At 66.0% G+C, this 20,365-nt stretch carries 19 protein-coding genes; 16 read left to right on the top strand and 3 right to left on the bottom strand.

Going from position 1 to position 20,365, the window contains the following annotated elements; all coding sequences use genetic code 11:
- Positions 1 to 128: 128 nt before the first annotated feature.
- The 3 genes from aceE to lpdA all read left to right on the top strand — a co-directional run bounded on the left by aceE (position 129) and on the right by lpdA (position 6,600).
- Complete coding sequence (gene aceE / locus CFB81_RS10985; RefSeq protein ID WP_069621817.1) at positions 129 to 2,825, top strand: pyruvate dehydrogenase (acetyl-transferring), homodimeric type; 2,697 nt, start codon at positions 129 to 131, stop codon at positions 2,823 to 2,825.
- A gap of 68 nt (positions 2,826 to 2,893) precedes the next feature.
- Entirely contained in the window at positions 2,894 to 4,552 is a 1,659-nt protein-coding gene (gene aceF, locus CFB81_RS10980) for a dihydrolipoyllysine-residue acetyltransferase (protein WP_089435272.1), read from the top strand.
- Positions 4,553 to 4,833: 281 nt separating this feature from the next.
- Positions 4,834 to 6,600, top strand: coding sequence for a dihydrolipoyl dehydrogenase (lpdA, locus tag CFB81_RS10975; RefSeq protein WP_089435271.1), 1,767 nt, complete (start codon positions 4,834 to 4,836; stop codon positions 6,598 to 6,600).
- Positions 6,601 to 6,792: 192 nt separating this feature from the next.
- On the opposite strand, the gene CFB81_RS10970 is transcribed toward lpdA, so the two are convergent.
- On the bottom strand, positions 6,793 to 7,359 hold the full coding sequence (locus CFB81_RS10970; RefSeq protein WP_034188948.1) for a phasin family protein: 567 nt from the start codon (positions 7,357 to 7,359) through the stop codon (positions 6,793 to 6,795).
- A 654-nt stretch (positions 7,360 to 8,013) separates the two neighbouring features.
- Between CFB81_RS10970 and pbpG the strand changes: the two genes are divergently transcribed.
- Positions 8,014 to 9,180, top strand: a complete 1,167-nt coding sequence (gene pbpG, locus CFB81_RS10965; protein WP_050013009.1) for a D-alanyl-D-alanine endopeptidase — start codon at positions 8,014 to 8,016, stop codon at positions 9,178 to 9,180.
- 114 nt (positions 9,181 to 9,294) lie between these two features.
- Here pbpG and CFB81_RS10960 read toward each other — a convergent pair whose 3' ends face one another.
- Positions 9,295 to 10,104: an IclR family transcriptional regulator gene (locus CFB81_RS10960; RefSeq protein WP_050013008.1), complete on the bottom strand. Its 810-nt coding sequence runs from the start codon at positions 10,102 to 10,104 to the stop codon at positions 9,295 to 9,297.
- A 183-nt stretch (positions 10,105 to 10,287) separates the two neighbouring features.
- Here CFB81_RS10960 and CFB81_RS10950 point away from each other — a divergent pair, with 183 nt between their 5' ends.
- The 12 genes from CFB81_RS10950 to iscX all read left to right on the top strand — a co-directional run bounded on the left by CFB81_RS10950 (position 10,288) and on the right by iscX (position 19,409).
- Positions 10,288 to 11,010, top strand: coding sequence for a (Fe-S)-binding protein (locus CFB81_RS10950; RefSeq protein WP_089435269.1), 723 nt, complete (start codon positions 10,288 to 10,290; stop codon positions 11,008 to 11,010).
- A 34-nt stretch (positions 11,011 to 11,044) separates the two neighbouring features.
- Entirely contained in the window at positions 11,045 to 12,457 is a 1,413-nt protein-coding gene (locus tag CFB81_RS10945) for a lactate utilization protein B (RefSeq protein ID WP_089435268.1), read from the top strand.
- 128 nt (positions 12,458 to 12,585) lie between these two features.
- The gene (locus CFB81_RS10940; RefSeq protein ID WP_050013005.1) at positions 12,586 to 12,813 is read left to right on the top strand and encodes a hypothetical protein; all 228 of its coding nucleotides are present in this window, start codon (positions 12,586 to 12,588) and stop codon (positions 12,811 to 12,813) included.
- 101 nt (positions 12,814 to 12,914) lie between these two features.
- Positions 12,915 to 13,397 carry a low molecular weight protein-tyrosine-phosphatase gene (locus CFB81_RS10935; protein ID WP_089435267.1) on the top strand — a complete coding sequence of 161 codons (483 nt, stop codon included), beginning with the start codon at positions 12,915 to 12,917 and terminating at the stop codon, positions 13,395 to 13,397.
- A 114-nt stretch (positions 13,398 to 13,511) separates the two neighbouring features.
- Positions 13,512 to 14,051, top strand: a complete 540-nt coding sequence (gene iscR / locus CFB81_RS10930) for a Fe-S cluster assembly transcriptional regulator IscR (protein WP_006401955.1) — start codon at positions 13,512 to 13,514, stop codon at positions 14,049 to 14,051.
- Positions 14,052 to 14,116: 65 nt separating this feature from the next.
- Positions 14,117 to 15,340, top strand: a complete 1,224-nt coding sequence (locus CFB81_RS10925) for an IscS subfamily cysteine desulfurase (RefSeq protein ID WP_069621823.1) — start codon at positions 14,117 to 14,119, stop codon at positions 15,338 to 15,340.
- A 67-nt stretch (positions 15,341 to 15,407) separates the two neighbouring features.
- Positions 15,408 to 15,815, top strand: coding sequence for a Fe-S cluster assembly scaffold IscU (gene iscU / locus CFB81_RS10920; protein ID WP_006478389.1), 408 nt, complete (start codon positions 15,408 to 15,410; stop codon positions 15,813 to 15,815).
- Positions 15,816 to 15,880: 65 nt separating this feature from the next.
- Positions 15,881 to 16,204: an iron-sulfur cluster assembly protein IscA gene (gene iscA / locus CFB81_RS10915; RefSeq protein WP_011885413.1), complete on the top strand. Its 324-nt coding sequence runs from the start codon at positions 15,881 to 15,883 to the stop codon at positions 16,202 to 16,204.
- A gap of 96 nt (positions 16,205 to 16,300) precedes the next feature.
- Positions 16,301 to 16,828 carry a Fe-S protein assembly co-chaperone HscB gene (gene hscB / locus CFB81_RS10910; RefSeq protein WP_006491598.1) on the top strand — a complete coding sequence of 176 codons (528 nt, stop codon included), beginning with the start codon at positions 16,301 to 16,303 and terminating at the stop codon, positions 16,826 to 16,828.
- 54 nt (positions 16,829 to 16,882) lie between these two features.
- Positions 16,883 to 18,751, top strand: coding sequence for a Fe-S protein assembly chaperone HscA (gene hscA, locus CFB81_RS10905; RefSeq protein ID WP_069621824.1), 1,869 nt, complete (start codon positions 16,883 to 16,885; stop codon positions 18,749 to 18,751).
- Between the two features lie 87 nt (positions 18,752 to 18,838).
- On the top strand, positions 18,839 to 19,180 hold the full coding sequence (gene fdx / locus CFB81_RS10900; RefSeq protein ID WP_089435266.1) for an ISC system 2Fe-2S type ferredoxin: 342 nt from the start codon (positions 18,839 to 18,841) through the stop codon (positions 19,178 to 19,180).
- A 19-nt stretch (positions 19,181 to 19,199) separates the two neighbouring features.
- Entirely contained in the window at positions 19,200 to 19,409 is a 210-nt protein-coding gene (gene iscX, locus CFB81_RS10895) for a Fe-S cluster assembly protein IscX (protein WP_069621826.1), read from the top strand.
- A gap of 145 nt (positions 19,410 to 19,554) precedes the next feature.
- On the opposite strand, the gene CFB81_RS10890 is transcribed toward iscX, so the two are convergent.
- Positions 19,555 to 20,283, bottom strand: a complete 729-nt coding sequence (locus CFB81_RS10890; protein ID WP_089435265.1) for a glycine zipper 2TM domain-containing protein — start codon at positions 20,281 to 20,283, stop codon at positions 19,555 to 19,557.
- Between the last annotated feature and the right edge of the window lie 82 nt (positions 20,284 to 20,365).

Below are 20,365 nucleotides of genomic sequence, written 5' to 3'. Positions count from 1 at the left end.
CGATTCGAAAATTTTGTTGCGCAGGCCCATCCACGCTCATTACAATCCGTCGGAGCTTGCCCGCAGCCGGCCGCGCCGCGTCGTCTGCACGAGAGCGATCCTCACATTCCAGGACCCAGGAGACGAGAATGTCCGCTGTACCGAACGAAGTGATGAAGTATGTCGCCGCCGAACGTGACGACGACCCGCAAGAAACCGTCGAGTGGCTGGAGTCGCTCGATGGCGTGATCTCCTCCGTGGGCACCGGCCGCGCGCATTACCTGATCGAAAAGCAGATCGAATTCGCTCGCATGCACGGCGAGCACCTGCCGTTCTCCGCCAATACCCCGTACATCAACACGATTCCGGTCGAAGCCCAGGCGAAGATTCCGGGCGACCAGGACATCGAGCACCGCATCCGTTCGTACACGCGCTGGAACGCGCTGGCGATGGTGCTGCGCGCGGGCAAGGACACGAACGTCGGCGGCCACATCGCGTCGTTCGCGTCGGCCGCGACGCTCTACGACGTCGGCTACAACCATTTCTGGCACGCGGCGTCCGACCAGCACGGCGGCGATCTCGTGTTCGTCCAGGGCCACTCGTCGCCGGGCGTGTACTCGCGCGCGTTCCTGCTCGGCCGCCTGACGGAAGAGCAGCTCGACAACTTCCGCCAGGAAGTGGACGGCAAGGGCATCTCGTCGTACCCGCACCCGTGGCTGATGCCGGACTTCTGGCAGTTCCCGACCGTGTCGATGGGTCTCGGCCCGATCATGGCGATCTACCAGGCACGCTTCATGAAGTATCTGGAATCGCGCGGCATCGCGAAGACGGAAGGCCGCAAGGTGTGGGCGTTCCTCGGCGACGGCGAGACGGACGAGCCGGAATCGCTCGGCGCGATCGGCATGGCGAGCCGCGAGAAGCTCGACAACCTCGTGTTCGTGATCAACTGCAACCTGCAGCGTCTCGACGGCCCGGTGCGCGGCAACGGCAAGATCATCCAGGAACTCGAATCGGAATTCCGCGGCGCCGGCTGGAACGTGATCAAGGTCATCTGGGGCAGCCGCTGGGATGCGCTGTTCGCACGCGACAAGACGGGCGCGCTGATGCGCCGGATGATGGAAGTCGTCGACGGCGAATACCAGACGTACAAGTCGGAGTCGGGCGCGTACGTCCGCGAGCACTTCTTCAACACGCCTGAACTGAAGGCGCTCGTCGCCGACTGGTCGGACGACGACATCTGGGCGCTGAACCGCGGCGGCCACGATCCGCACAAGATCTACGCGGCGTTCCACGAAGCGACCAACACGAAGGGCGCGCCGACCGTCATCCTCGCGAAGACCATCAAGGGCTACGGGATGGGCGAGTCGGGCCAGGCGATGAACATCACGCACCAGCAGAAGAAGCTGCCGGTCGAGCAACTGAAGAAGTTCCGTGACCAGTTCCGTCTGCCGATCACCGACGAGCAGATCGCCGACGTGCCGTACCTGAAGTTCGAGGAAGGCTCGAAGGAACTCGAGTACATGCGCCAGAAGCGCATGGACCTCGGCGGCTACCTGCCGCACCGCCGCGAGAAGGCGACGTCGCTGCCGGTGCCGGCGCTCGACGCGTTCGAGCCGCTGCTGAAGGGCACGGGCGAAGGCCGCGAGATCTCGACGACGATGGCGTTCGTGCGGATCCTGAACATCCTGCTGAAGGACAAGGCGCTCGGCAAGCGCGTCGTGCCGATCGTCCCGGACGAATCGCGTACGTTCGGCATGGAAGGCCTGTTCCGCCAGATCGGCATCTGGAACCAGGAAGGCCAGAAGTACGTGCCGGAAGATTCCGACCAGCTGATGTTCTACAAGGAATCGCAGACCGGCCAGATCCTGCAGGAAGGCATCAACGAAGCGGGCGGCATGTGCGACTGGATCGCGGCGGCGACGTCGTATTCGACGCACGGCGAGATCATGGTGCCGTTCTACATCTTCTATTCGATGTTCGGCTTCCAGCGCATCGGCGACCTCGCGTGGGCCGCGGGCGACATGCGTTCGCGCGGCTTCCTGCTGGGCGGCACCGCGGGCCGCACGACGCTGAACGGCGAAGGCCTGCAGCACGAAGACGGCCACTCGCTGCTGTGGGCGGCATCGGTGCCGAACTGCGTGAGCTACGACCCGACGTTCGGCTATGAACTCGCGGTGATCGTCCAGGACGGCCTGCGCCGCATGGTGCAGGACCAGGAAGACGTGTACTACTACATCACGGTGATGAACGAGAACTACGAGCACCCGGCGATTCCGCAGGGCGAGCACGTGGCGGCCGACATCATCAAGGGCATGTACGCGTTCAGGAAGGCCGACGCCGACAAGAAGGCGCCGCGCGTCCAGCTGCTCGGCGCGGGCACGATCTTCAACGAAGTGATCGCCGCCGCCGACCTGCTGAAGAACGACTGGGGTGTCGCCGCCGACCTGTGGAGCGTGCCGAGCTTCACCGAACTCGCGCGCGAAGGCCATCAGGTCGAGCGCTGGAACCTGCTCCATCCGACCGAGGAGCGTCGCCTGTCGCACGTGCAGAAGTGCCTGAAGGACACGCAGGGCCCGGTCATCGCATCGACCGACTACGTCCGTGCGCTGGTCGACCAGATCCGCGGCCAGATCGATCGCCGCTTCGTCGTGCTGGGCACCGACGGCTTCGGTCGTTCGGACACTCGCGAGAAGCTGCGTCACTTCTTCGAAGTCGACCGTCACTGGGTTACCGTCGCGGCGCTCAACGCGCTGGCCGACGAAGGCACGATCGAGCGCAAGGTGGTCGCGGACGCGATCGCCAAGTACAACCTCGATCCGTCCAAGCCCAACCCGATGACCGTTTAACGCACACGCCGTGTGATGCCGCGCGCCGCTCCCGCGGGGAGCGCGCGCGGCCATGGAGACAGAAACAGATGAGTCAAGCGATCGAAGTGAAGGTGCCGGATATCGGCGATTACAAGGACGTGCCGGTCATCGAGATCGGCGTGAAGGTCGGCGATACGGTCGAGCCCGAGCAGTCGCTCGTCACGCTCGAGTCGGACAAGGCGACGATGGACGTGCCGAGCCCGGTAGGCGGCGTCGTGAAGGAAATCAAGGTCAAGGTCGGCGATTCCGTGTCGGAAGGTTCGCTGATCGTCCTGCTCGAAGGCGGCGCGGGCGCGCAGGCGAACGGCGCGGCCGCGCCGGCCGCGGCTCCGGCTCCCGCTCCCGCAGCAGCGCCGGCACCGGCCGCCGCCGCGCCCGCTGCCGCACCGGCCGCGTCCGGCGGCACGCTCGAAGTGAAGGTGCCCGACATCGGCGACTACAAGGACGTCCCGGTGATCGAGATCGGCGTGAAGGTCGGCGACACGGTCGAGAAGGAACAGTCGCTCGTCACGCTCGAGTCGGACAAGGCGACGATGGACGTGCCGAGCCCGGCCGCCGGCGTCGTGAAGGACATCAAGGTCAAGGTGGGCGATTCGGTGTCGGAAGGCACGCTGATCGTGCTGCTCGAAGCCGCCGGCGCACCGGCTGCCGCCGCACCGCAGGCCAGCGCACCGGCTCCGGCCGCGGCCGCGCCGGCGCCTGCCGCCGCGCCGGCACCCGCGAAGGCCGCGCCGGCACCCGCTGCCGCCGCGCCGGCCGCGGCCGCCGCGCCGTCGGGCGAATATCGCGCCAGCCACGCATCGCCGTCGGTCCGCAAGTTCGCACGCGAACTCGGCGTCGAAGTCGCGCGCGTGCAGGGCTCGGGTCCGAAGGGCCGCATTACGAAGGAAGACGTCACGGGCTTCGTGAAGGGCGTGATGACGGGCCAGCGCGCGGCGCCGGCCGCGGCAGCCGCGCCGGCGGGCGGCGGCGAGCTGAACCTGCTGCCCTGGCCGAAGGTCGACTTCTCGAAGTTCGGCCCGTTCGAGGCGAAGCCGCTGTCGCGCATCAAGAAGATCTCGGGCGCGAACCTGCATCGCAACTGGGTGATGATCCCGCACGTCACGAACAACGACGAAGCGGACATCACCGAGCTCGAGGCGCTGCGCGTCCAGCTGAACAAGGAACACGAAAAGGCGGGCGTGAAGTTCACGATGCTCGCATTCGTGATCAAGGCGGTCGTTGCCGCGCTGAAGAAATTCCCGACCTTCAACGCGAGCCTCGACGGCGACAACCTCGTGTTCAAGCAGTACTTCCACGTCGGTTTCGCGGCCGATACGCCGAACGGCCTCGTCGTGCCGGTGATCCGCGACGCGGACAAGAAGGGCCTCGTCGACATCGCGAAGGAAATGAGCGACCTCTCGAAGGCCGCGCGCGAAGGCAAGCTGAAGCCGGACCAGATGCAGGGCGGCTGCTTCTCGATTTCGTCGCTCGGCGGGATCGGCGGGACGAACTTCACGCCGATCATCAACGCGCCGGAAGTGGCGATCCTCGGGTTGTCGCGCGGCCAGATGAAGCCGGTGTGGGACGGCAAGCAGTTCGTGCCGCGGCTCATGCTGCCGCTGTCGCTGTCGTATGACCATCGTGTCATCGATGGCGCGGAAGCCGCGCGGTTCAATGCGTATCTCGGAGCGTTGCTCGGGGATTTCCGTCGCATCATTCTTTGATGAGCGGGGTGGGGCTCGCGGGGGCGTGGTTTTGGGTTGGTTCTCCACGCACTTGTCGGTGAACCTGTTGCGCTAACGGTCTGCTAGCGTCGCCCCCGCGCGGGGCGGCGGTCACTTTTCTTTGTCTTCCAAAGAAAAGTAACCAAAAGAAAGGCGCGTCCTTGGGCGGACGGCAAAGGTGGTTCTGCCCAGGTTCGCTGTTTTTGTCAGGCCGTAGCCGTAGTCGGTTCTCTCGCGGGTTCCTCCCCCTCTGTCTGCAGTCAATCAAGAAGGGGACAGTCATGAGTCTCATCGAAGTCAAGGTTCCGGATATCGGCGATTTCAGCGGCGTCGATGTCATCGAAGTCAACGTCAAACCCGGCGACGTGATCGAAAAAGAGCAGACGCTCATCACGCTCGAATCCGATAAAGCCTCCATGGAAGTGCCCAGCGACGTCGCCGGCACCGTCAAGGAAGTCAAGGTCAAAGCCGGCGAGAAAGTCTCGCAAGGCACCGTCATCGCCATCGTCGAAGCGTCGGCAGGCGCAGCCGCGCCCGCTCCCGCGAAAACGCCCGAAGCGCCGAAGCCCGCAGCCGCCGCTCCGGCTCCGGCCGCAGCCGCGCCCGCGCCGCAAGCCGGCAGCTACAGCGGCGCCGCCGACATCGAGTGCGACATGCTCGTGCTCGGCGCCGGCCCCGGCGGCTACTCGGCCGCGTTCCGCGCCGCCGACCTCGGCATGAAGACCGTACTCGTCGAGCGCTATTCGACGCTCGGCGGCGTGTGCCTGAACGTCGGCTGCATCCCGTCGAAGGCGCTGCTGCATACGTCGCTCGTCGTCGAGGAAGCCGCGGCGCTCGCGTCGCACGGCATCACGTTCGGCAAGCCGCAGGTCGATCTCGACAAGCTGCGCGACTTCAAGGGCGGCGTCGTCAAGAAACTGACGACCGGCCTCGCCGGCATGGCGAAGGCGCGCAAGGTCGAAGTGGTCACCGGCGTCGGCGCGTTCGTCGATCCGTTCCACATGGAAGTGCAGGGCGAAAGCGGCAAGAAGGTCGTCAAGTTCAAGCAGGCGATCATCGCCGCGGGCTCGCAGGCCGTGAAGCTGCCGTTCATGCCGGAAGACCCGCGCGTCGTCGATTCGACGGGCGCGCTCGAACTGCGCCAACTGCCCGAGCGCATGCTCGTGATCGGCGGCGGCATCATCGGCCTCGAAATGGCGACGGTCTACTCGACGCTCGGCGCCGAGATCGACGTCGTCGAAATGATGGACGGCCTGATGATGGGCGCCGACCGCGATCTCGTGAAGGTCTGGGAAAAGTACAACGCGAAGCGCTTCGGCAACGTGATGCTGAAGACCAAGACGGTCGGCGCGGAAGCGAAGGAAGACGGCATCTACGTGAAGTTCGAGGGCGAGAAGGCGCCGGCGGAAGCGCAGCGCTACGACCTCGTGCTCGTCGCGGTGGGCCGCAGCCCGAACGGCAAGAAGATCGGTGCCGACAAGGCGGGCGTCGCGGTCACGGATCGCGGCTTCATCGACGTCGACAAGCAGATGCGCACGAACGTGCCGCACATCTTCGCGATCGGCGATATCGTCGGCCAGCCGATGCTCGCGCACAAGGCCGTGCATGAGGGCCACGTCGCCGCGGAAGCCGCGCACGGCGAAAAGGCGTACTTCGACGCACTGCAGATCCCGTCGGTGGCCTACACCGATCCGGAAGTGGCGTGGGCCGGCAAGACCGAGGATCAATGCAAGGCCGAAGGCATCAAGTACGGCAAGGCCGTGTTCCCGTGGGCCGCTTCGGGCCGCGCGATCGCGAACGGCCGCGACGAAGGCTTCACGAAGCTGATCTTCGACGAGGAAACCCATCGCGTGATCGGCGGTGCGATCGTCGGCCTGAACGCGGGCGACCTGATCAGCGAAGTGTGTCTCGCGGTCGAAATGGGCGCGGACGCGGAAGACATCGGCAAGACGATCCACCCGCACCCGACGCTCGGCGAATCGGTCGGCATGGCCGCCGAGCTGTATGAAGGCGTCTGTACGGACCTGCCGCCGCAACGCAAGAAGTAACGCGACCGGCACGGCCGGCTGCGCGCCGGCCTCGAAACAACGCCGCCGCCCGGGCAAACCGGGCGGCGGCGTTTTGTTTTGCCTGGCGCGCGACAGCGCTCGAAGGCGGCGGGCCGTTGCCGCCCGCGCACGCTGCCGCGCCAGAAACGAAAAAGCCGCGCTGGGCGCGGCTCTTTCAGGAGCAGGGGACGCTTACGCGGCCGGCTTGCTCGAACGACGTGCGGCAGCGGCGGTTGCGGCCTTCGTTGCGACGGCAGCAGCGGCGTTGAAGTTCGTTTCAGCGATTTCCACCGCTTGCTTCGTGGCCTTCTGAACCGTTTCGTACGTGGTGTTCGCAGCGTTCAGTGCCGACTTCAGGGCGGCGACAGCCGTTTCCGAACCGGCCGGGGCGTTCTTCGCGACGTTGTCGACGAGTGCCTGGACCTTCTTGTTCTGCTCGTCGAATTGCGCTTCGGCGACCTTCGCGAACTCGGCTTGCGTCGACGAGGCGATTTCGTACAGGTGACGGCCGTACGACAGCACCTTTTCCGCGACCGGCTGCGACAGGCTCGCTTGCAGCGCGATCAGTTCCTGCGCGTCCTTCACCGACAGCAGACGCTGCGCGTTTTCCTGGCCTTCGGCCAGCGTCGACTTCACGACTTGCAGGTTGAGTTCGATCAGCTTTTCGACGCCTTCGAACGCCTTGGTCGTCAGACCGAACAGGCTTTCGAGGTTGGCTTTTTGGGCGGCGGCGATTTGCTCGGGGGTCAGCAAGGACATGTCAGGCTCCTGAAAAGCGATCGCGTCGATCGCAGGATAAAGGGCACTACGCTGGGGAACTTCGGCGCCGCGTGCTTTGTGCAACGCAGCAATGAGGCCTATTTTAGGGCAGAGGGCACGGATGTCAAGCATTTTTTGTGCGTTGCACAATCGCGACAAATTATCGATAAAACAACGAGTTATCGCGCCCGTTCGGAATCGGTTTCATACGTGTTCCCACATGGTGCGCACGGCGGCGGGGCAAACGCGCCGCACCATGATCACGCACAGGTAAACCTGACAGGCCCATGGAACGTTATCCTTCTGCTCCTGTCGAAAAACGCGCCGTTTCGATGCGCGTGCCGTGGCGACGTGCCGCCGTCACGGTCGAGACCGGCGCCCTGGGCACGCCGAGCACCGGATACGTACTTTCCCCGCTTTAAATTGCCTCCGAAGTGACGTTATCTCAATTAACCGCGTGGTAATCGGGAGACGGGCGCTGTCGGGCAGTGCATCCCATCGATTTTTTCGATGGGAGCGGAAGGGTCGATTGGCCAGAGGTTGGCCGACTCTTACATTCCGGTTTAAAGACGATCGGTAAGTGCCTAATATTGCTCTTTTTTTCAGCTTTAACTACACTTGCGGAAACCTCCCGCCCGCTTTGTCCAGACCCCAATGAAAGCCGAATCGTTTTCACCGCGCAGATTGTTGCAGAGCATGACGCTCGGCACCGCTGTGTCGGTCGCAGTCGCGTTGCTGGCGACCACCGCGTCCGTCACGCCTGCTGACGCCTTCGCCGCCACTGCGAAGACCCAAGCCGCCAAGAAAAAGGCCGTCGCTCCTGCTTCGTCAGCGAAGAAGAAGTCGGCCAGGGCGACCTCCGACAAATCCGCCAAGGTCGCCGACGCCGATGCGCCGCGCGCGAAGGCGTCGCGAAAGCGCGTGACGCTCGCGGCGAACAACCTGCATGGCGGCCATCGCGGCGCGGTGCGCAAGGTCGCGTTCCAGCCGCGCCGTCCGACGGTCGGCCAGGCGTTCGGCCTGCACGACACGCCCGACGCGCTCGCGCTGCGCTCGAGCGTCGCGTACGTCGTCGACCAGAATTCCGGCGAGCCGCTGTTCGACAAGAATTCACACGCGGTCGTGCCGATCGCGTCGATCTCGAAGCTGATGACGGCGATGGTCGTGCTCGACTCGAAGTCGCCGATGACCGATCAGCTCGAAGTCACCGACGAAGACCGCGACTACGAGAAGGGCACGGGCTCGCGCCTGTCGGTCGGCTCGGTGCTGTCGCGCGAGGACATGCTGCACATCGCGCTGATGGCGTCGGAAAACCGCGCGGCCGCCGCGCTGTCGCGCTACTACCCGGGCGGCCGTCCGGCGTTCATCGCGGCGATGAACGCGAAGGCGAAGTCGCTCGGCATGACCGATACGCATTTCGAGAATTCGACCGGCCTGTCGAGCTCGAACGTGTCGAGCGCGCGCGATCTCGTGAAGATGGTCAATGCGGCGTACCAGTACCCGATGATCCGCCAGTTCTCGACCGATCGTACCTACGAGGTGTACACGGGCAAGCGCAATCTCGTCTACAACAGCACCAACGCGCTGATCCGCGGCAACGGTTCGTGGGACATCGGCCTGCAGAAGACGGGCTTCATCAACGAAGCGGGCGAATGCCTCGTGATGCAGGCGACGATTCACGGCCGGCCGATGGTGATGGTGCTGCTCGATTCGTTCGGCAAGTACTCGCGTTTCGCCGATGCCTCGCGCCTGCGCAACTGGCTCGACGCCGGCGGCGGCGAGCGCCTGACGGCGGCCAACACGCCGAGCGGCGGTACCTGATCGCGTGCGGTGGTTTGCCGCCGTACCGTACCGGTCGCCGCAACGAAAAGCCCCGCAATCGCGGGGCTTTTTTTGTCTCTCGGAACCGCCGCCGAACCTGGTCGACGGCGCGGCTTACGCCTGCCGCTGCAGCCCGTCCACGTCCTTCGCGGGCGCCGGCCGGTAGCCGAGCGATTCGGAGATGGTGAGCGCCGTCCGGCTCAACTGGCCGAGCCACGCGTCCTGCAGCCGGTCGGCCGGCGCCGACAGCGACAGGCCCGCGACGAGCTTGCCCGAATCGTCGTAGATGCCGGCCGCGATGCAGCGCACGCCGAGTTCGAGCTCTTCGTTGTCGCGCGCGCACGATTGCTGGCGGACGATCGTCAGCTCACGCTCGAGCTTCGCGATATCGGTGATGCTGTTCTGCGTATGGCCGGACAGCCCCGTGCGCGTCGCATACGCACGCACGCGCGACGTTTCGTCGGCCGCGAGGAACAGCTTGCCGACCGACGTGAGGTGCAGCGGCGCGCGGCCGCCGATCGCACGCACGACCTGCATCCCCGAGCGCTCGGAGTACGCGCGCTCGATGTAGACGATCTCGTCGCCCTGGCGCACCGACAGGTTCACGGTCTGCCCGGTGAGGCGGTGCAGCTCGCGCATCGGCATCAGCGCCGCGTCGCGCACCGACAGGCGCGCCTTCACGAGATTGCCGAGCTCGAGCAGCCGCATGCCGAGGCGGTAGGTGCCGGGATCGGAGCGGTCGACGAGGCGGCAGGTCACCATGTCGTTGAGGATGCGGTGCGCGGTCGACGGGTGCAGCTCCGTGCGCTGCGCAAGTTCCTTCAGGCTGACGGGGTCACTGTGCGCGGCGAGCGCGTCCAGCAACCGCATCATGCGTTCGATCACCTGGATCGACGTTTTTGAATCCGGGGTGGGTTGGCTCATGTCGGGGGAGGAATCGGTTGACGCGGCAAGCGGTGTTGGATCGATTGTATCTCGTATCGTGAAAAAAGCGAACGCCGTTCGAGGAAGTCCTCGTTTCGCGCATCGCGGGCTTGCGCGGGGCCCGGCGTTGGTCTTGCCGGACAAACGTCGGATAATGAGAGCCGTTTTCTCGAAGGAGCACGTATGCGAGTCGGTTTGTTCGTGACCTGCCTGGTCGACCTGATGCGCCCCGAAATCGGCTTTTCGGCGCTCAAGCTGATTCGCGACGCCGGCTACGAGGTGGTCGTGCCGCCCGCGCAGACCTGCTGCGGCCAGCCGGCCTACAACTCGGGCGACCGCGCGCTCGCGCGCGACCTCGCGGAAAAGACGCTGCGCGAGTTCGAGCCGTTCGATTACGTCGTCGCCCCGTCCGGTTCGTGTGGCGGGATGATCCGCGCGCACTACGCCGATCTGTTCCGCGACGATCCCGAGCTGATGGGGCGCTACACGCGGTTCCAGCAGAAAGTTTACGAACTGACCGATTTCCTCGCGAACGTCGCGAAGGTGTCGCTGGCGCCGGGCGAATTCGCCGGGCCGGTCACCTATCACGATTCGTGCTCGGGGCTGCGCGAGCTCGGCGTGAAGGCGCAGCCGCGCGCGCTGCTCGCGCAGCGCGGCGTGGCCGTCACCGAGATGAAGGACTGCGAGCACTGTTGCGGCTTCGGCGGCACGTTCTCGGTGAAGTACGGCGACATCTCGGCGGCCATCGCGGATGAAAAATGCGCGAACGTGCGCGCGTCGGGCGCGGCCACGGTGGTGCTCGGCGATCTCGGCTGCATGCTGAACATCGAAGGGCGGTTGCGCCGCACCGGCGACCGCGACACGCGCGTGCTGCACGTCGCGCAGGTGCTGGCGGGCGACGTCTGACGCCCGGTTCCGCTCACTTTTCCCCGATACCGCGATGCAAGTCCAATCGATGCATTTCAAGGCGCGCGCCGGCCAGAAGCTGGCCGACCAGCGCCTGCAGCAGAACCTGAAGAAGCTGTCGACGAAGTTCGTGTCCGCGCGCGCCGACGCGATGACCATGATCGACTTTCCGGCCACGCGCGCCGCGCTGAAGGCGCGCCGCAATCGCGCGCTCGAGAATCTCGACGTGTGGCTCGAGGCGTTCGAGCGCGAGGCGACGCGGCGCGGCACGACGGTGCTGTTCGCCGAAACGACCGCGGACGCCGCGCGGCTCGTGGCCGACATCGCGCGCCGGCACGACGTGAGGAAGGTCATCAAGACCAAGTCGATGGTGTCCGAGGAAATGCGCCTGAACGCGGTGCTCGCCGAGATGGGCGTGCAGTCGATCGAGACGGACCTCGGCGAATACATCCTGCAGATCAACGACAACGAGCCGCCGAGCCACATCATTGCGCCCGTCGTGCACAAGGACAAGGACGAGATCGCCGACCTGTTCGCGCGCACGCATGGGCGCGAGCGGCTCACCGAGATCCCGGACATGACGCGTGAGGCGCGCGAGGTGCTGCGCCCGCATTTCATGTCGGCCGACATGGGCGTGACGGGCGGCAACTTCGTGATCGCCGAAACGGGTTCGGTCGCGATCGTGACGAACGAAGGGAACGAGGGCATGTGCACGGTGATGCCGCGCGTGCATGTCGCGGTGACGGGCATCGAGAAGGTGCTGCCGACCCTCGAGGATCTCGCGACCGCGATGCGGCTGCTGCCGCGTTCCGCGACCGGGCAGAAGACGTCGAACTATTTCTCGCTGCTGACCGGGCCGCGCGGGCCCGGCGACGAGGACGGCCCCGAGCACAACTACGTGGTGCTCGTCGACGGCGGCCGCACGGGCCTGATCGGCGGCGAATTCCAGGAGATGCTGCGCTGCATCCGCTGCGGCGCGTGCATGAACCATTGCCCGGTGTACCAGAAGGTCGGCGGTCATGCGTACGGCTGGGTCTATCCGGGGCCGATGGGATCGGTGCTGACGCCGAGCTACGTCGGGCTCGAGCGCACGCTCGACCTGCCGCAGGCGGCGACGCTGTGCGGCGAATGCGACAGCGTGTGCCCGGCCGGGATTCCGTTGTCGCACCTGTTGCGCACGTTGCGCGAGAAGCAGGTCGAGCGCCGCCTGCGGCCGTGGCGCGAACGCGCGGCGCTCGCCGCGTGGGGGTTCTTCGCCCGGCGCCCGATGCTGTATGCGCTGGCGACCAAACTCGCGGTGCGCGTGCTCGAACGGCTGGGCGGCGACGGCGGCATGCTGCGGCGCCTGCCGATGATGGGCGGCTGGATGGATACGCGCGACATGCCGACACCGACCGGGCGCACGTTCCGCGAGTTGTACGCGGCGTCGCAAAGTCACCTCGGCTGACACTGTTCAGCGAGCGGCAACAGTGCGTTCGCTATTTGCATATTTATCTTGATAGATGCGGTCTATAGAATCTCGTCTGTAGTCCCCGGAATCGGGTTTCGGGGTACGAGGTCAACGAGGTCCGCATCATGAAAAAGACAATATCGATGTACTGGCCGCTGGCAATCGTGGTTCCGCTGGCAGCGGTTGCCTATCTGCATGCGATGGCCGATGCGCCGTCGCGCGGCCCGCTCGCGGTTCACCAGGCGTCCGCCGAACTGGCGCGCGCGGTGTCGTTCGGGCTGGTCGGCGACGCCGCCCAGCCGCTGCCGGCGGCATCCGGCGACATGGCGCTCGCTGCGCCGAAGGCGCTGTAATGCATGGCGCCGTCGCTTCGCGCGGCGGCGCGATGTCGGCCGCCTTTGTATAATGGCGCGTTCTTCTCCCACGCGGTTCGCCGCGGCTTTCCGATAGTGCGATGACGCGCGTTGCGATCTGTTTCGTCTGTCTCGGCAACATCTGCCGTTCGCCCACCGCGGAGGGCGTGATGCGCCACCAGGTCGATGCGGCCGCCCTGGCCGACCGGATCGCGATCGATTCGGCCGGCACCGGCGACTGGCACGTGGGCGAACCGCCGGATACGCGTGCGCAGGCGGCGGCCCGCAGCCGCGGCTACGATCTGTCGGTGCTGCGCGCGCGGCAGGTGAGCGCGGCAGATTTCGAGCGTTTCGACCTGCTGCTCGCGATGGACGAAGCGAATCTCGCCGAGCTGCGCCGCCGCTGTCCACCGCAGCATCGCGACAAGGTGCGCCTGCTGATGGAATTCGCGCCGGGCGCGACCGAAACCGAAGTGGCCGACCCGTATTTCGGCGGCGCGCAGGGCTTCGAGCAGGTGCTCGATCAAATCGAGCGCGCATGCGCGGGCCTGCTGGAGACGCTCCGCGCGCGCACCGCGCACTGACCGCGCGCTATTCAGCGGTCTGCGAATACCCTTTCAAAGGCATGGATACTTGACTAAAAACGTCAAATATTTATACTTGACCAAAATCGTCAAGATTGCAGTCCCCTAGACACCATGAGACTCACCACCAAAGGCCGTTTCGCCGTCACGGCGATGATTGACTTGGCACTGCGCCAGGAGCAGGGCCCGGTGACGCTTGCAGGCATCAGCCAGCGCCAGCGGATTTCGCTCTCGTATCTCGAACAGCTGTTCGGCAAGCTGCGCAGGCATGAAATCGTCGAATCCGTGCGCGGCCCGGGCGGCGGCTACAACCTCGCGCGTCGCGCGCAGGACGTCACCGTTGCCGACATCATCATCGCGGTCGATGAACCGCTCGACGCCACGCAGTGCGGCGGCAAAGGCACGTGCGACGGCTCGAAGCAGCCCGACGGCCATTGCATGACGCACGAGCTGTGGTCGACGCTGAACCAGAAGATGGTCGAATACCTCGATTCGGTGTCGCTGCAGGATCTCGTCGATCAGCAGCGCGCACGCGAGGGCGCCCCTGCGGTGCTGCGCGACCGGCGCGCGCCGGAGCCCGTCGCCGCACCGGCCGAGCCCGTGCGCACGATGCCGCTCGGCCCCAATTCGGTGTTCAACATCGCGAGTTCGTGAGCGCGAAGGCGCCCGCCATACCCCATAACGCACATAGTCCCTGCATAGAATACCCGGAGCGACAGATGACCCAAGAGACTCTCCACCTGCCCATCTACATGGATTACAGCGCGACGACGCCCGTCGATCCGCGCGTGGTCGACAAGATGGTGCCGTACCTGCGCGAGCAGTTCGGCAACCCGGCGTCGCGCAGCCATGCCTACGGCTGGGACGCGGAGCGCGCGGTCGAGGAGGCGCGCGAGCAGGTGGCCGCGCTCGTGAACGCCGATCCGCGCGAGATCATCTGGACGTCGGGCGCCACCGAGTCGGACAACCTCGCGATCAAGGGCGCCGCGAACTTCTACAAGGGCAAGGGCAAGCACATCATCACGGTGAAGACCGAGCACAAGGCCGTGCTCGACACGTGCCGCGAGCTCGAGCGCGACGGTTTCGAAGTCACCTATCTCGACGTGAAGGACGACGGCCTGATCGACCTCGACGTGTTCAAGGCCGCGCTGCGCCCGGACACGATTCTCGTGTCGGTGATGCACGTGAACAACGAGATCGGCGTGATCCAGGACATCGAGACGATCGGTGAAATCTGCCGCGAGAAGGGCATCGTGTTCCACGTCGATGCCGCGCAGTCGACCGGCAAGGTCGCGATCGACCTCGCGAAGCTGAAGGTCGACCTGATGTCGTTCTCGGCGCACAAGACCTACGGCCCGAAGGGCATCGGCGCGCTGTACGTGCGTCGCAAGCCGCGCGTGCGTATCGAAGCGCAGATGCACGGCGGCGGTCACGAGCGCGGGATGCGGTCGGGCACGCTGGCGACGCACCAGATCGTCGGCATGGGCGAAGCGTTCCGCATCGCGCGCGAGGAAATGGCGACGGAGAACGAGCGCATCCGCATGCTGCGCGACAAGCTGCTGCGCGGCCTGTCGCAGATCGAGGAAACCTACGTGAACGGCGACATGGATCGCCGTGTCCCGCACAACCTGAACATCAGCTTCAACTTCGTCGAAGGCGAGTCGCTGATCATGGCGATCAAGGACGTCGCGGTGTCGTCGGGGTCCGCGTGCACGTCGGCGTCGCTGGAGCCGTCGTACGTGCTGCGTGCGCTCGGCCGCAACGACGAGCTCGCGCACAGCTCGATCCGCTTCACGGTGGGCCGCTTCACGACGGAGCAGGAAGTCGACTTCGTGGTCGATCTGCTGAACAGCAAGATCGCGAAGCTGCGCGAGCTGTCGCCGCTCTGGGAAATGCACCAGGAAGGCATCGATCTGTCGACGATCGAATGGGCCGCACACTGATACCGCATTGAATGCAACCGCGGGCGGATTGACGCACGCAGACGTAACGAGTCAAGGAGTCTGAGTCATGTCTTACAGCAACAAGGTTCTGGATCACTACGAAAACCCGCGCAACGTCGGTTCGTTCGCGAAGGACGACGACACGGTCGGCACGGGCATGGTCGGCGCGCCGGCATGCGGCGACGTGATGAAGCTGCAGATTCGTGTCGGCGCGGACGGCGTGATCGAAGACGCGAAGTTCAAGACCTACGGTTGCGGTTCGGCGATCGCATCGAGCTCGCTCGTCACCGAATGGGTGAAGGGCAAGACGCTCGACGAGGCACTGTCGATCAAGAACACGCAGATCGCCGAGGAACTCGCGCTGCCGCCGGTGAAGATTCACTGCTCGATCCTCGCGGAAGACGCGATCAAGGCAGCCGTGGCCGACTACAAGAAGCGCCACGACACCAAGGAAAGCGATCAGGCAGCAGCCTGAACGGCATCGAGCGGCTAGGGAAGGAAACGCGGCGGGCCCCGGCGGCGCGCCGCGGCAAGGACATCATGGCAATTACACTGACCGAAAAAGCAGCACAGCACGTGCAGAAATACCTCGTCCGTCGCGGCAAGGGTGTGGGCCTGCGGCTTGGCGTTCGCACGACCGGGTGCTCGGGGCTCGCATACAAGCTCGAGTATGTCGACGAGCTGGCCCCCGAGGATCAGGTGTTCGAGAGCCATGGCGTGAAGGTCGTCGTCGATCCGAAGAGCCTCGCCTATATCGACGGCACCGAGCTCGACTTCGCCCGCGAAGGCCTGAACGAGGGGTTCAAGTTCAACAACCCGAACGTGAAGGACGAGTGCGGGTGCGGGGAATCGTTCCGCGTGTGACGCGGCTCCCTCCGCGCGATGCGGGCAACAGGCGGCACGGGCCGCCTTTTTAATGTGCGGCGTTTGCCGCGCGACGAACCGGAATTGAACGCGACGATGGTTTCGCTGAAAGACAGCCATTTCGACCTGTTTCACCTGCCGGCGCAATTCGCGCTCGACGAGACGGCGCTCGACGCCGCCTATCGGACGGTGCAGACGCAGGTGCACCCGGACCGCTTCGCGGCGGCCGGCGATGCGCAAAAGCGCATCGCGATGCAATGGGCCACCCGCGCGAACGAGGCGTACCGCACGCTGCGCGATCCGCTGAAGCGCGCGTCCTATCTGCTGTCGCTGCGCGGCGTCGACATCGGCGCGGAAAACAACACGGCGATGGAGCCCGCCTTCCTGATGCAGCAGATGGAATGGCGCGAGGGCATCGAGGATGCCGCGGCCGCCCGCAACGTCGACGCGCTCGATGCGCTCCTCGCCGAGTTGCGCGACGAGAAGCGCGTGCGCGTCGAGCGCCTCGGCACGCTGCTCGACAGCGGTGCGGACCAGGCCGCCGCGGAAGCCGTGCGTCAGCTGATGTTCATCGAACGGGTCGCGTCGGAAGTGGGCGCGCAGATCGAGCGCCTCGAAACTTAACCGCGTGCCTTGCGGCACGCGCAGCAAACGGGCCGAGCGCCCGAACGAACCAAGATGGCTTTACTGCAAATTTCCGAACCGGGCATGGCGCCGGCGCCGCACCAGCGGCGACTCGCCGTCGGGATCGATCTCGGCACGACGAACTCGCTCGTCGCCGCCGTGCGCAACAGCGTGCCCGAAGTCCTGCCGGACGAAGCGGGCCGCGTGCTGCTGCCGTCGGTGGTCCGTTACCTCGAGAAGGGCGGCCGCCGCATCGGCTACGAAGCGAAGGAGCAGGCCGCGACCGATCCGCGTAACACGATCGTGTCGGTCAAGCGCTTCATGGGTCGCGGCAAGGCCGAGGTCGAAGGCGCGGCGAACGCGCCGTACGAATTCGTCGACGCGCCGGGCATGGTGCAGATCCGCACGATCGACGGCGTGAAGAGCCCGGTCGAAGTGTCGGCCGAGATTCTCGCGACGCTGCGTTATCGCGCGGAAGACACGCTCGGCGACGAGCTGGTCGGCGCGGTGATCACGGTGCCCGCGTATTTCGACGATGCACAGCGCCAGGCGACCAAGGATGCCGCGCGCCTCGCCGGCCTCAACGTGCTGCGCCTGCTGAATGAACCGACCGCCGCGGCGATCGCCTACGGTCTCGACAATGCGGCCGAAGGCCTTTACGCGGTATACGACCTTGGCGGCGGCACGTTCGACCTGTCGATCCTGAAGCTGACGAAGGGCGTGTTCGAGGTGCTGGCCGCGGGCGGCGATTCCGCGCTCGGCGGCGACGATTTCGACCACGCGCTGTTCGGTCACGTGCTCGCGCAGGCCGGTATCGACGCGAAGACGCTCGCGCCCGAGGACGTCCGCCTGCTGCTCGACCGCGTGCGCGTGCTGAAGGAAGCGCTGTCGTCGGCACCCGAAGCCGCGCTCGACGTGACGTTGTCGAGCGGCGCGCATCTCGTTCAGACGATTTCGCACGACACGTTCGCGTCGCTCGTCGAGCCGCTCGTGCAGCGCACGCTCACGCCGACCCGCAAGGCGCTGCGCGATGCGCAGGTCACGCCGGCCGACATCAAGGGCGTCGTGCTCGTCGGTGGCGCGACGCGCATGCCGGTGATCCGCGACGCGGTCGCCAGATATTTCGGCCAGCCGCCGCTCGTGAACCTCGATCCGGACCAGGTCGTCGCACTTGGCGCGGCGATCCAGGCCGATCTGCTCGCGGGCAATCGCGGCACCGGCGACGACTGGCTGCTGCTCGACGTGATTCCGTTGTCGCTCGGTGTCGAGACGATGGGCGGCCTCGTCGAGAAGATCATTCCGCGCAACTCGACGATTCCGATCGCGCGCGCGCAGGAATTCACGACCTTCAAGGACGGCCAGACCGCGATGGCGATCCACGTCGTGCAGGGCGAGCGTGAGCTCGTCGCCGACTGCCGGTCGCTCGCGCGCTTCGAGCTGCGCGGCATTCCGCCGATGACGGCGGGCGCCGCGCGTATTCGCGTGACCTATCAGGTCGACGCGGACGGCCTGCTGTCGGTGTTTGCACGCGAGCAGTTGTCGGGCGTCGAGGCGTCGGTCGTCGTGAAGCCGTCGTACGGCCTCGCCGACGACGACATCGCGAAGATGCTGGAAGACAGCTTCAAGACCGCCGAAATCGACATGCGCGCCCGTGCGCTGCGCGAAGCGCAGGTCGAGGCCGAGCGGATGCTCGAGGCGACGCAGGCCGCGCTGGCGGCCGATGGCGAACTGCTCGAGGCCGACGAGCGCGCGCAGGTCGACGCGCTGGCCGCGGCGCTGCGCACGGTCGCGCAGGGCGACGATACGCATGCGATCGAAGCGGCGACCAAGGCGCTGGCCGACGGGACCGACGAATTCGCGGCGCGCCGGATGGACAAGAGCATCAAGCGCGCGCTGTCGGGCCGCCGGCTCGACGAGATCTGAACCTACGAACCGCGCATCGGCCGGCAACGGCCCGCGCGATGATGAACGTGCGGCGCGTGGCGCCGCACCCTGACTGACGGAACGAACATGCCTCAACTGGTGGTGCTGCCTCACGTCGAACTGTGCCCGGACGGCGCGGTGATCGACGCGACGCCCGGCAAGAGTATCTGCGACAACCTGCTCGATCACGGGATCGAGATCGAGCATGCATGCGAGAAGTCGTGCGCATGCACGACGTGCCACGTGGTGATCCGCGAAGGCTTCAACGATCTGGCGCCGTCCGACGAGGACGAGGACGATCTGCTGGACAAGGCGTGGGGCCTCGAGCCGACGTCGCGCCTGTCGTGCCAGGCGATCGTGAAGGAAGATTCGGACCTGGTGGTCGAGATCCCGAAGTACTCGATCAACCACGCGAAGGAAAATCACTGACAGGAACCGGAGGCAGGCGATGAAATGGACCGATTCGCGTGAAATAGCCATTGCGCTGGCGGACAAGCACCCGGACATCGACCCGCAGCGGATCAACTTCGTCGACCTGCGCCAGTGGGTGCTCGAACTCGACGGCTTCAATGACGATCCGGCGCACTCCGGCGAGAAGATCCTCGAGGCGATCCAGGCACACTGGATCGACGAATCGGATTTCGACGACGAGGACTGACCGGCTGGGGCGTGCATGGCAACGATGCACGCCGCGCCAATGAAAAACGGCTCGCGAGCGCTTTGCTCGCGAGCCGTTTTCGTTTTGAGCGAACTGCCCGCGCACGACACGCAGGCAGCGGACGCCGGTGATTACACCATCGGCGTTAAGCGCCGACCAGCGTGCCGTTCTCGATCCGCACACGCTGGCCCTGGCCGAACGGCGGCGGGTTGCGGTACGTGAACGTGCGCGTCGCGCCGCTTTCCATCTGCACTTGCACCTGATAGTCGGTTTCCGCGCGAACCTGCTTCTCGACCTGGTTGCCGGCGAGCCCGCCGCCCAGCGCGCCGATGATCGTCATCGCGGTGCGGCCGTTGCCGTTGCCGAACTGGTTGCCGAGCAGGCCGCCGGCCGCCGCGCCGCCCACGGCGCCGATCCCCGAGCTCTGGCCCGGCGTGCGCGTCTGCGTGATCGAGACGACCGTGCCGCAGCTCTGGCAGTAGGTCTGCGCAGGCGCCGACGGCTGCTGCGCGTATTGCGGCGGCTGCGGGGCGGTTGTGTGACGGCGGTGCGGCGCAGCCGGGCGCGGTGCCGGCTTCGGCTCGGCCTGCGCGACGGCCGCCTTCTGCTGCGCGGCCGCCTGTTCCGCTGCCTGCCGCTGCGCTTGCGCGGCCAGCGCGGCGCTGGCGGCCGCGGCCGTATCGACGGCCGGCTGCGACGCGATCAGCGCGGCCTGGGTCTGGCCGTTCTGCTCGTTGCTGCTGGTGGCTTTCGGGAAGACGCCCGTGATCGCTGCCGTCGCCGCGAGGCTGGCGACGATGACGGCGCCGGCCGCGGTGGCGATCAGCGGGTGGAGGCGTTGCTTTTGCGGCGTGGTCTGATTCTGGTTGTCCATTTTGTTCTCCAAGGTCGATCCGGATCGGCGCACGGCGCCGCAGCAGGATCCCACGCTCGGGAGCGAGCAGACTCGGCGTTCC

This window comes from Burkholderia sp. AU28863, from assembly GCF_002223195.1.
Classification (GTDB): Bacteria; Pseudomonadota; Gammaproteobacteria; order Burkholderiales; family Burkholderiaceae; genus Burkholderia; species Burkholderia sola.
This window is presented reverse-complemented; position numbering and strand designations above follow the sequence as displayed.

Coding starts and splice junctions, on each gene's coding strand:
- iscA (WP_011885413.1), top strand. CDS start 15,881: ATGGCAATTACACTGACCGAAAAAGCAGCACAGCACGTGCAGAAATAC.
- hscA (WP_069621824.1), top strand. CDS start 16,883: ATGGCTTTACTGCAAATTTCCGAACCGGGCATGGCGCCGGCGCCGCAC.
- CFB81_RS10890 (WP_089435265.1), bottom strand. CDS start 20,283: ATGGACAACCAGAATCAGACCACGCCGCAAAAGCAACGCCTCCACCCG.
- CFB81_RS10940 (WP_050013005.1), top strand. CDS start 12,586: ATGAAAAAGACAATATCGATGTACTGGCCGCTGGCAATCGTGGTTCCG.
- CFB81_RS10950 (WP_089435269.1), top strand. CDS start 10,288: ATGCGAGTCGGTTTGTTCGTGACCTGCCTGGTCGACCTGATGCGCCCC.
- CFB81_RS10945 (WP_089435268.1), top strand. CDS start 11,045: ATGCAAGTCCAATCGATGCATTTCAAGGCGCGCGCCGGCCAGAAGCTG.
- fdx (WP_089435266.1), top strand. CDS start 18,839: ATGCCTCAACTGGTGGTGCTGCCTCACGTCGAACTGTGCCCGGACGGC.
- CFB81_RS10925 (WP_069621823.1), top strand. CDS start 14,117: ATGACCCAAGAGACTCTCCACCTGCCCATCTACATGGATTACAGCGCG.
- lpdA (WP_089435271.1), top strand. CDS start 4,834: ATGAGTCTCATCGAAGTCAAGGTTCCGGATATCGGCGATTTCAGCGGC.
- pbpG (WP_050013009.1), top strand. CDS start 8,014: ATGAAAGCCGAATCGTTTTCACCGCGCAGATTGTTGCAGAGCATGACG.
- iscR (WP_006401955.1), top strand. CDS start 13,512: ATGAGACTCACCACCAAAGGCCGTTTCGCCGTCACGGCGATGATTGAC.
- iscU (WP_006478389.1), top strand. CDS start 15,408: ATGTCTTACAGCAACAAGGTTCTGGATCACTACGAAAACCCGCGCAAC.
- iscX (WP_069621826.1), top strand. CDS start 19,200: ATGAAATGGACCGATTCGCGTGAAATAGCCATTGCGCTGGCGGACAAG.
- hscB (WP_006491598.1), top strand. CDS start 16,301: ATGGTTTCGCTGAAAGACAGCCATTTCGACCTGTTTCACCTGCCGGCG.
- aceF (WP_089435272.1), top strand. CDS start 2,894: ATGAGTCAAGCGATCGAAGTGAAGGTGCCGGATATCGGCGATTACAAG.
- CFB81_RS10960 (WP_050013008.1), bottom strand. CDS start 10,104: ATGAGCCAACCCACCCCGGATTCAAAAACGTCGATCCAGGTGATCGAA.
- CFB81_RS10935 (WP_089435267.1), top strand. CDS start 12,915: ATGACGCGCGTTGCGATCTGTTTCGTCTGTCTCGGCAACATCTGCCGT.
- CFB81_RS10970 (WP_034188948.1), bottom strand. CDS start 7,359: ATGTCCTTGCTGACCCCCGAGCAAATCGCCGCCGCCCAAAAAGCCAAC.
- aceE (WP_069621817.1), top strand. CDS start 129: ATGTCCGCTGTACCGAACGAAGTGATGAAGTATGTCGCCGCCGAACGT.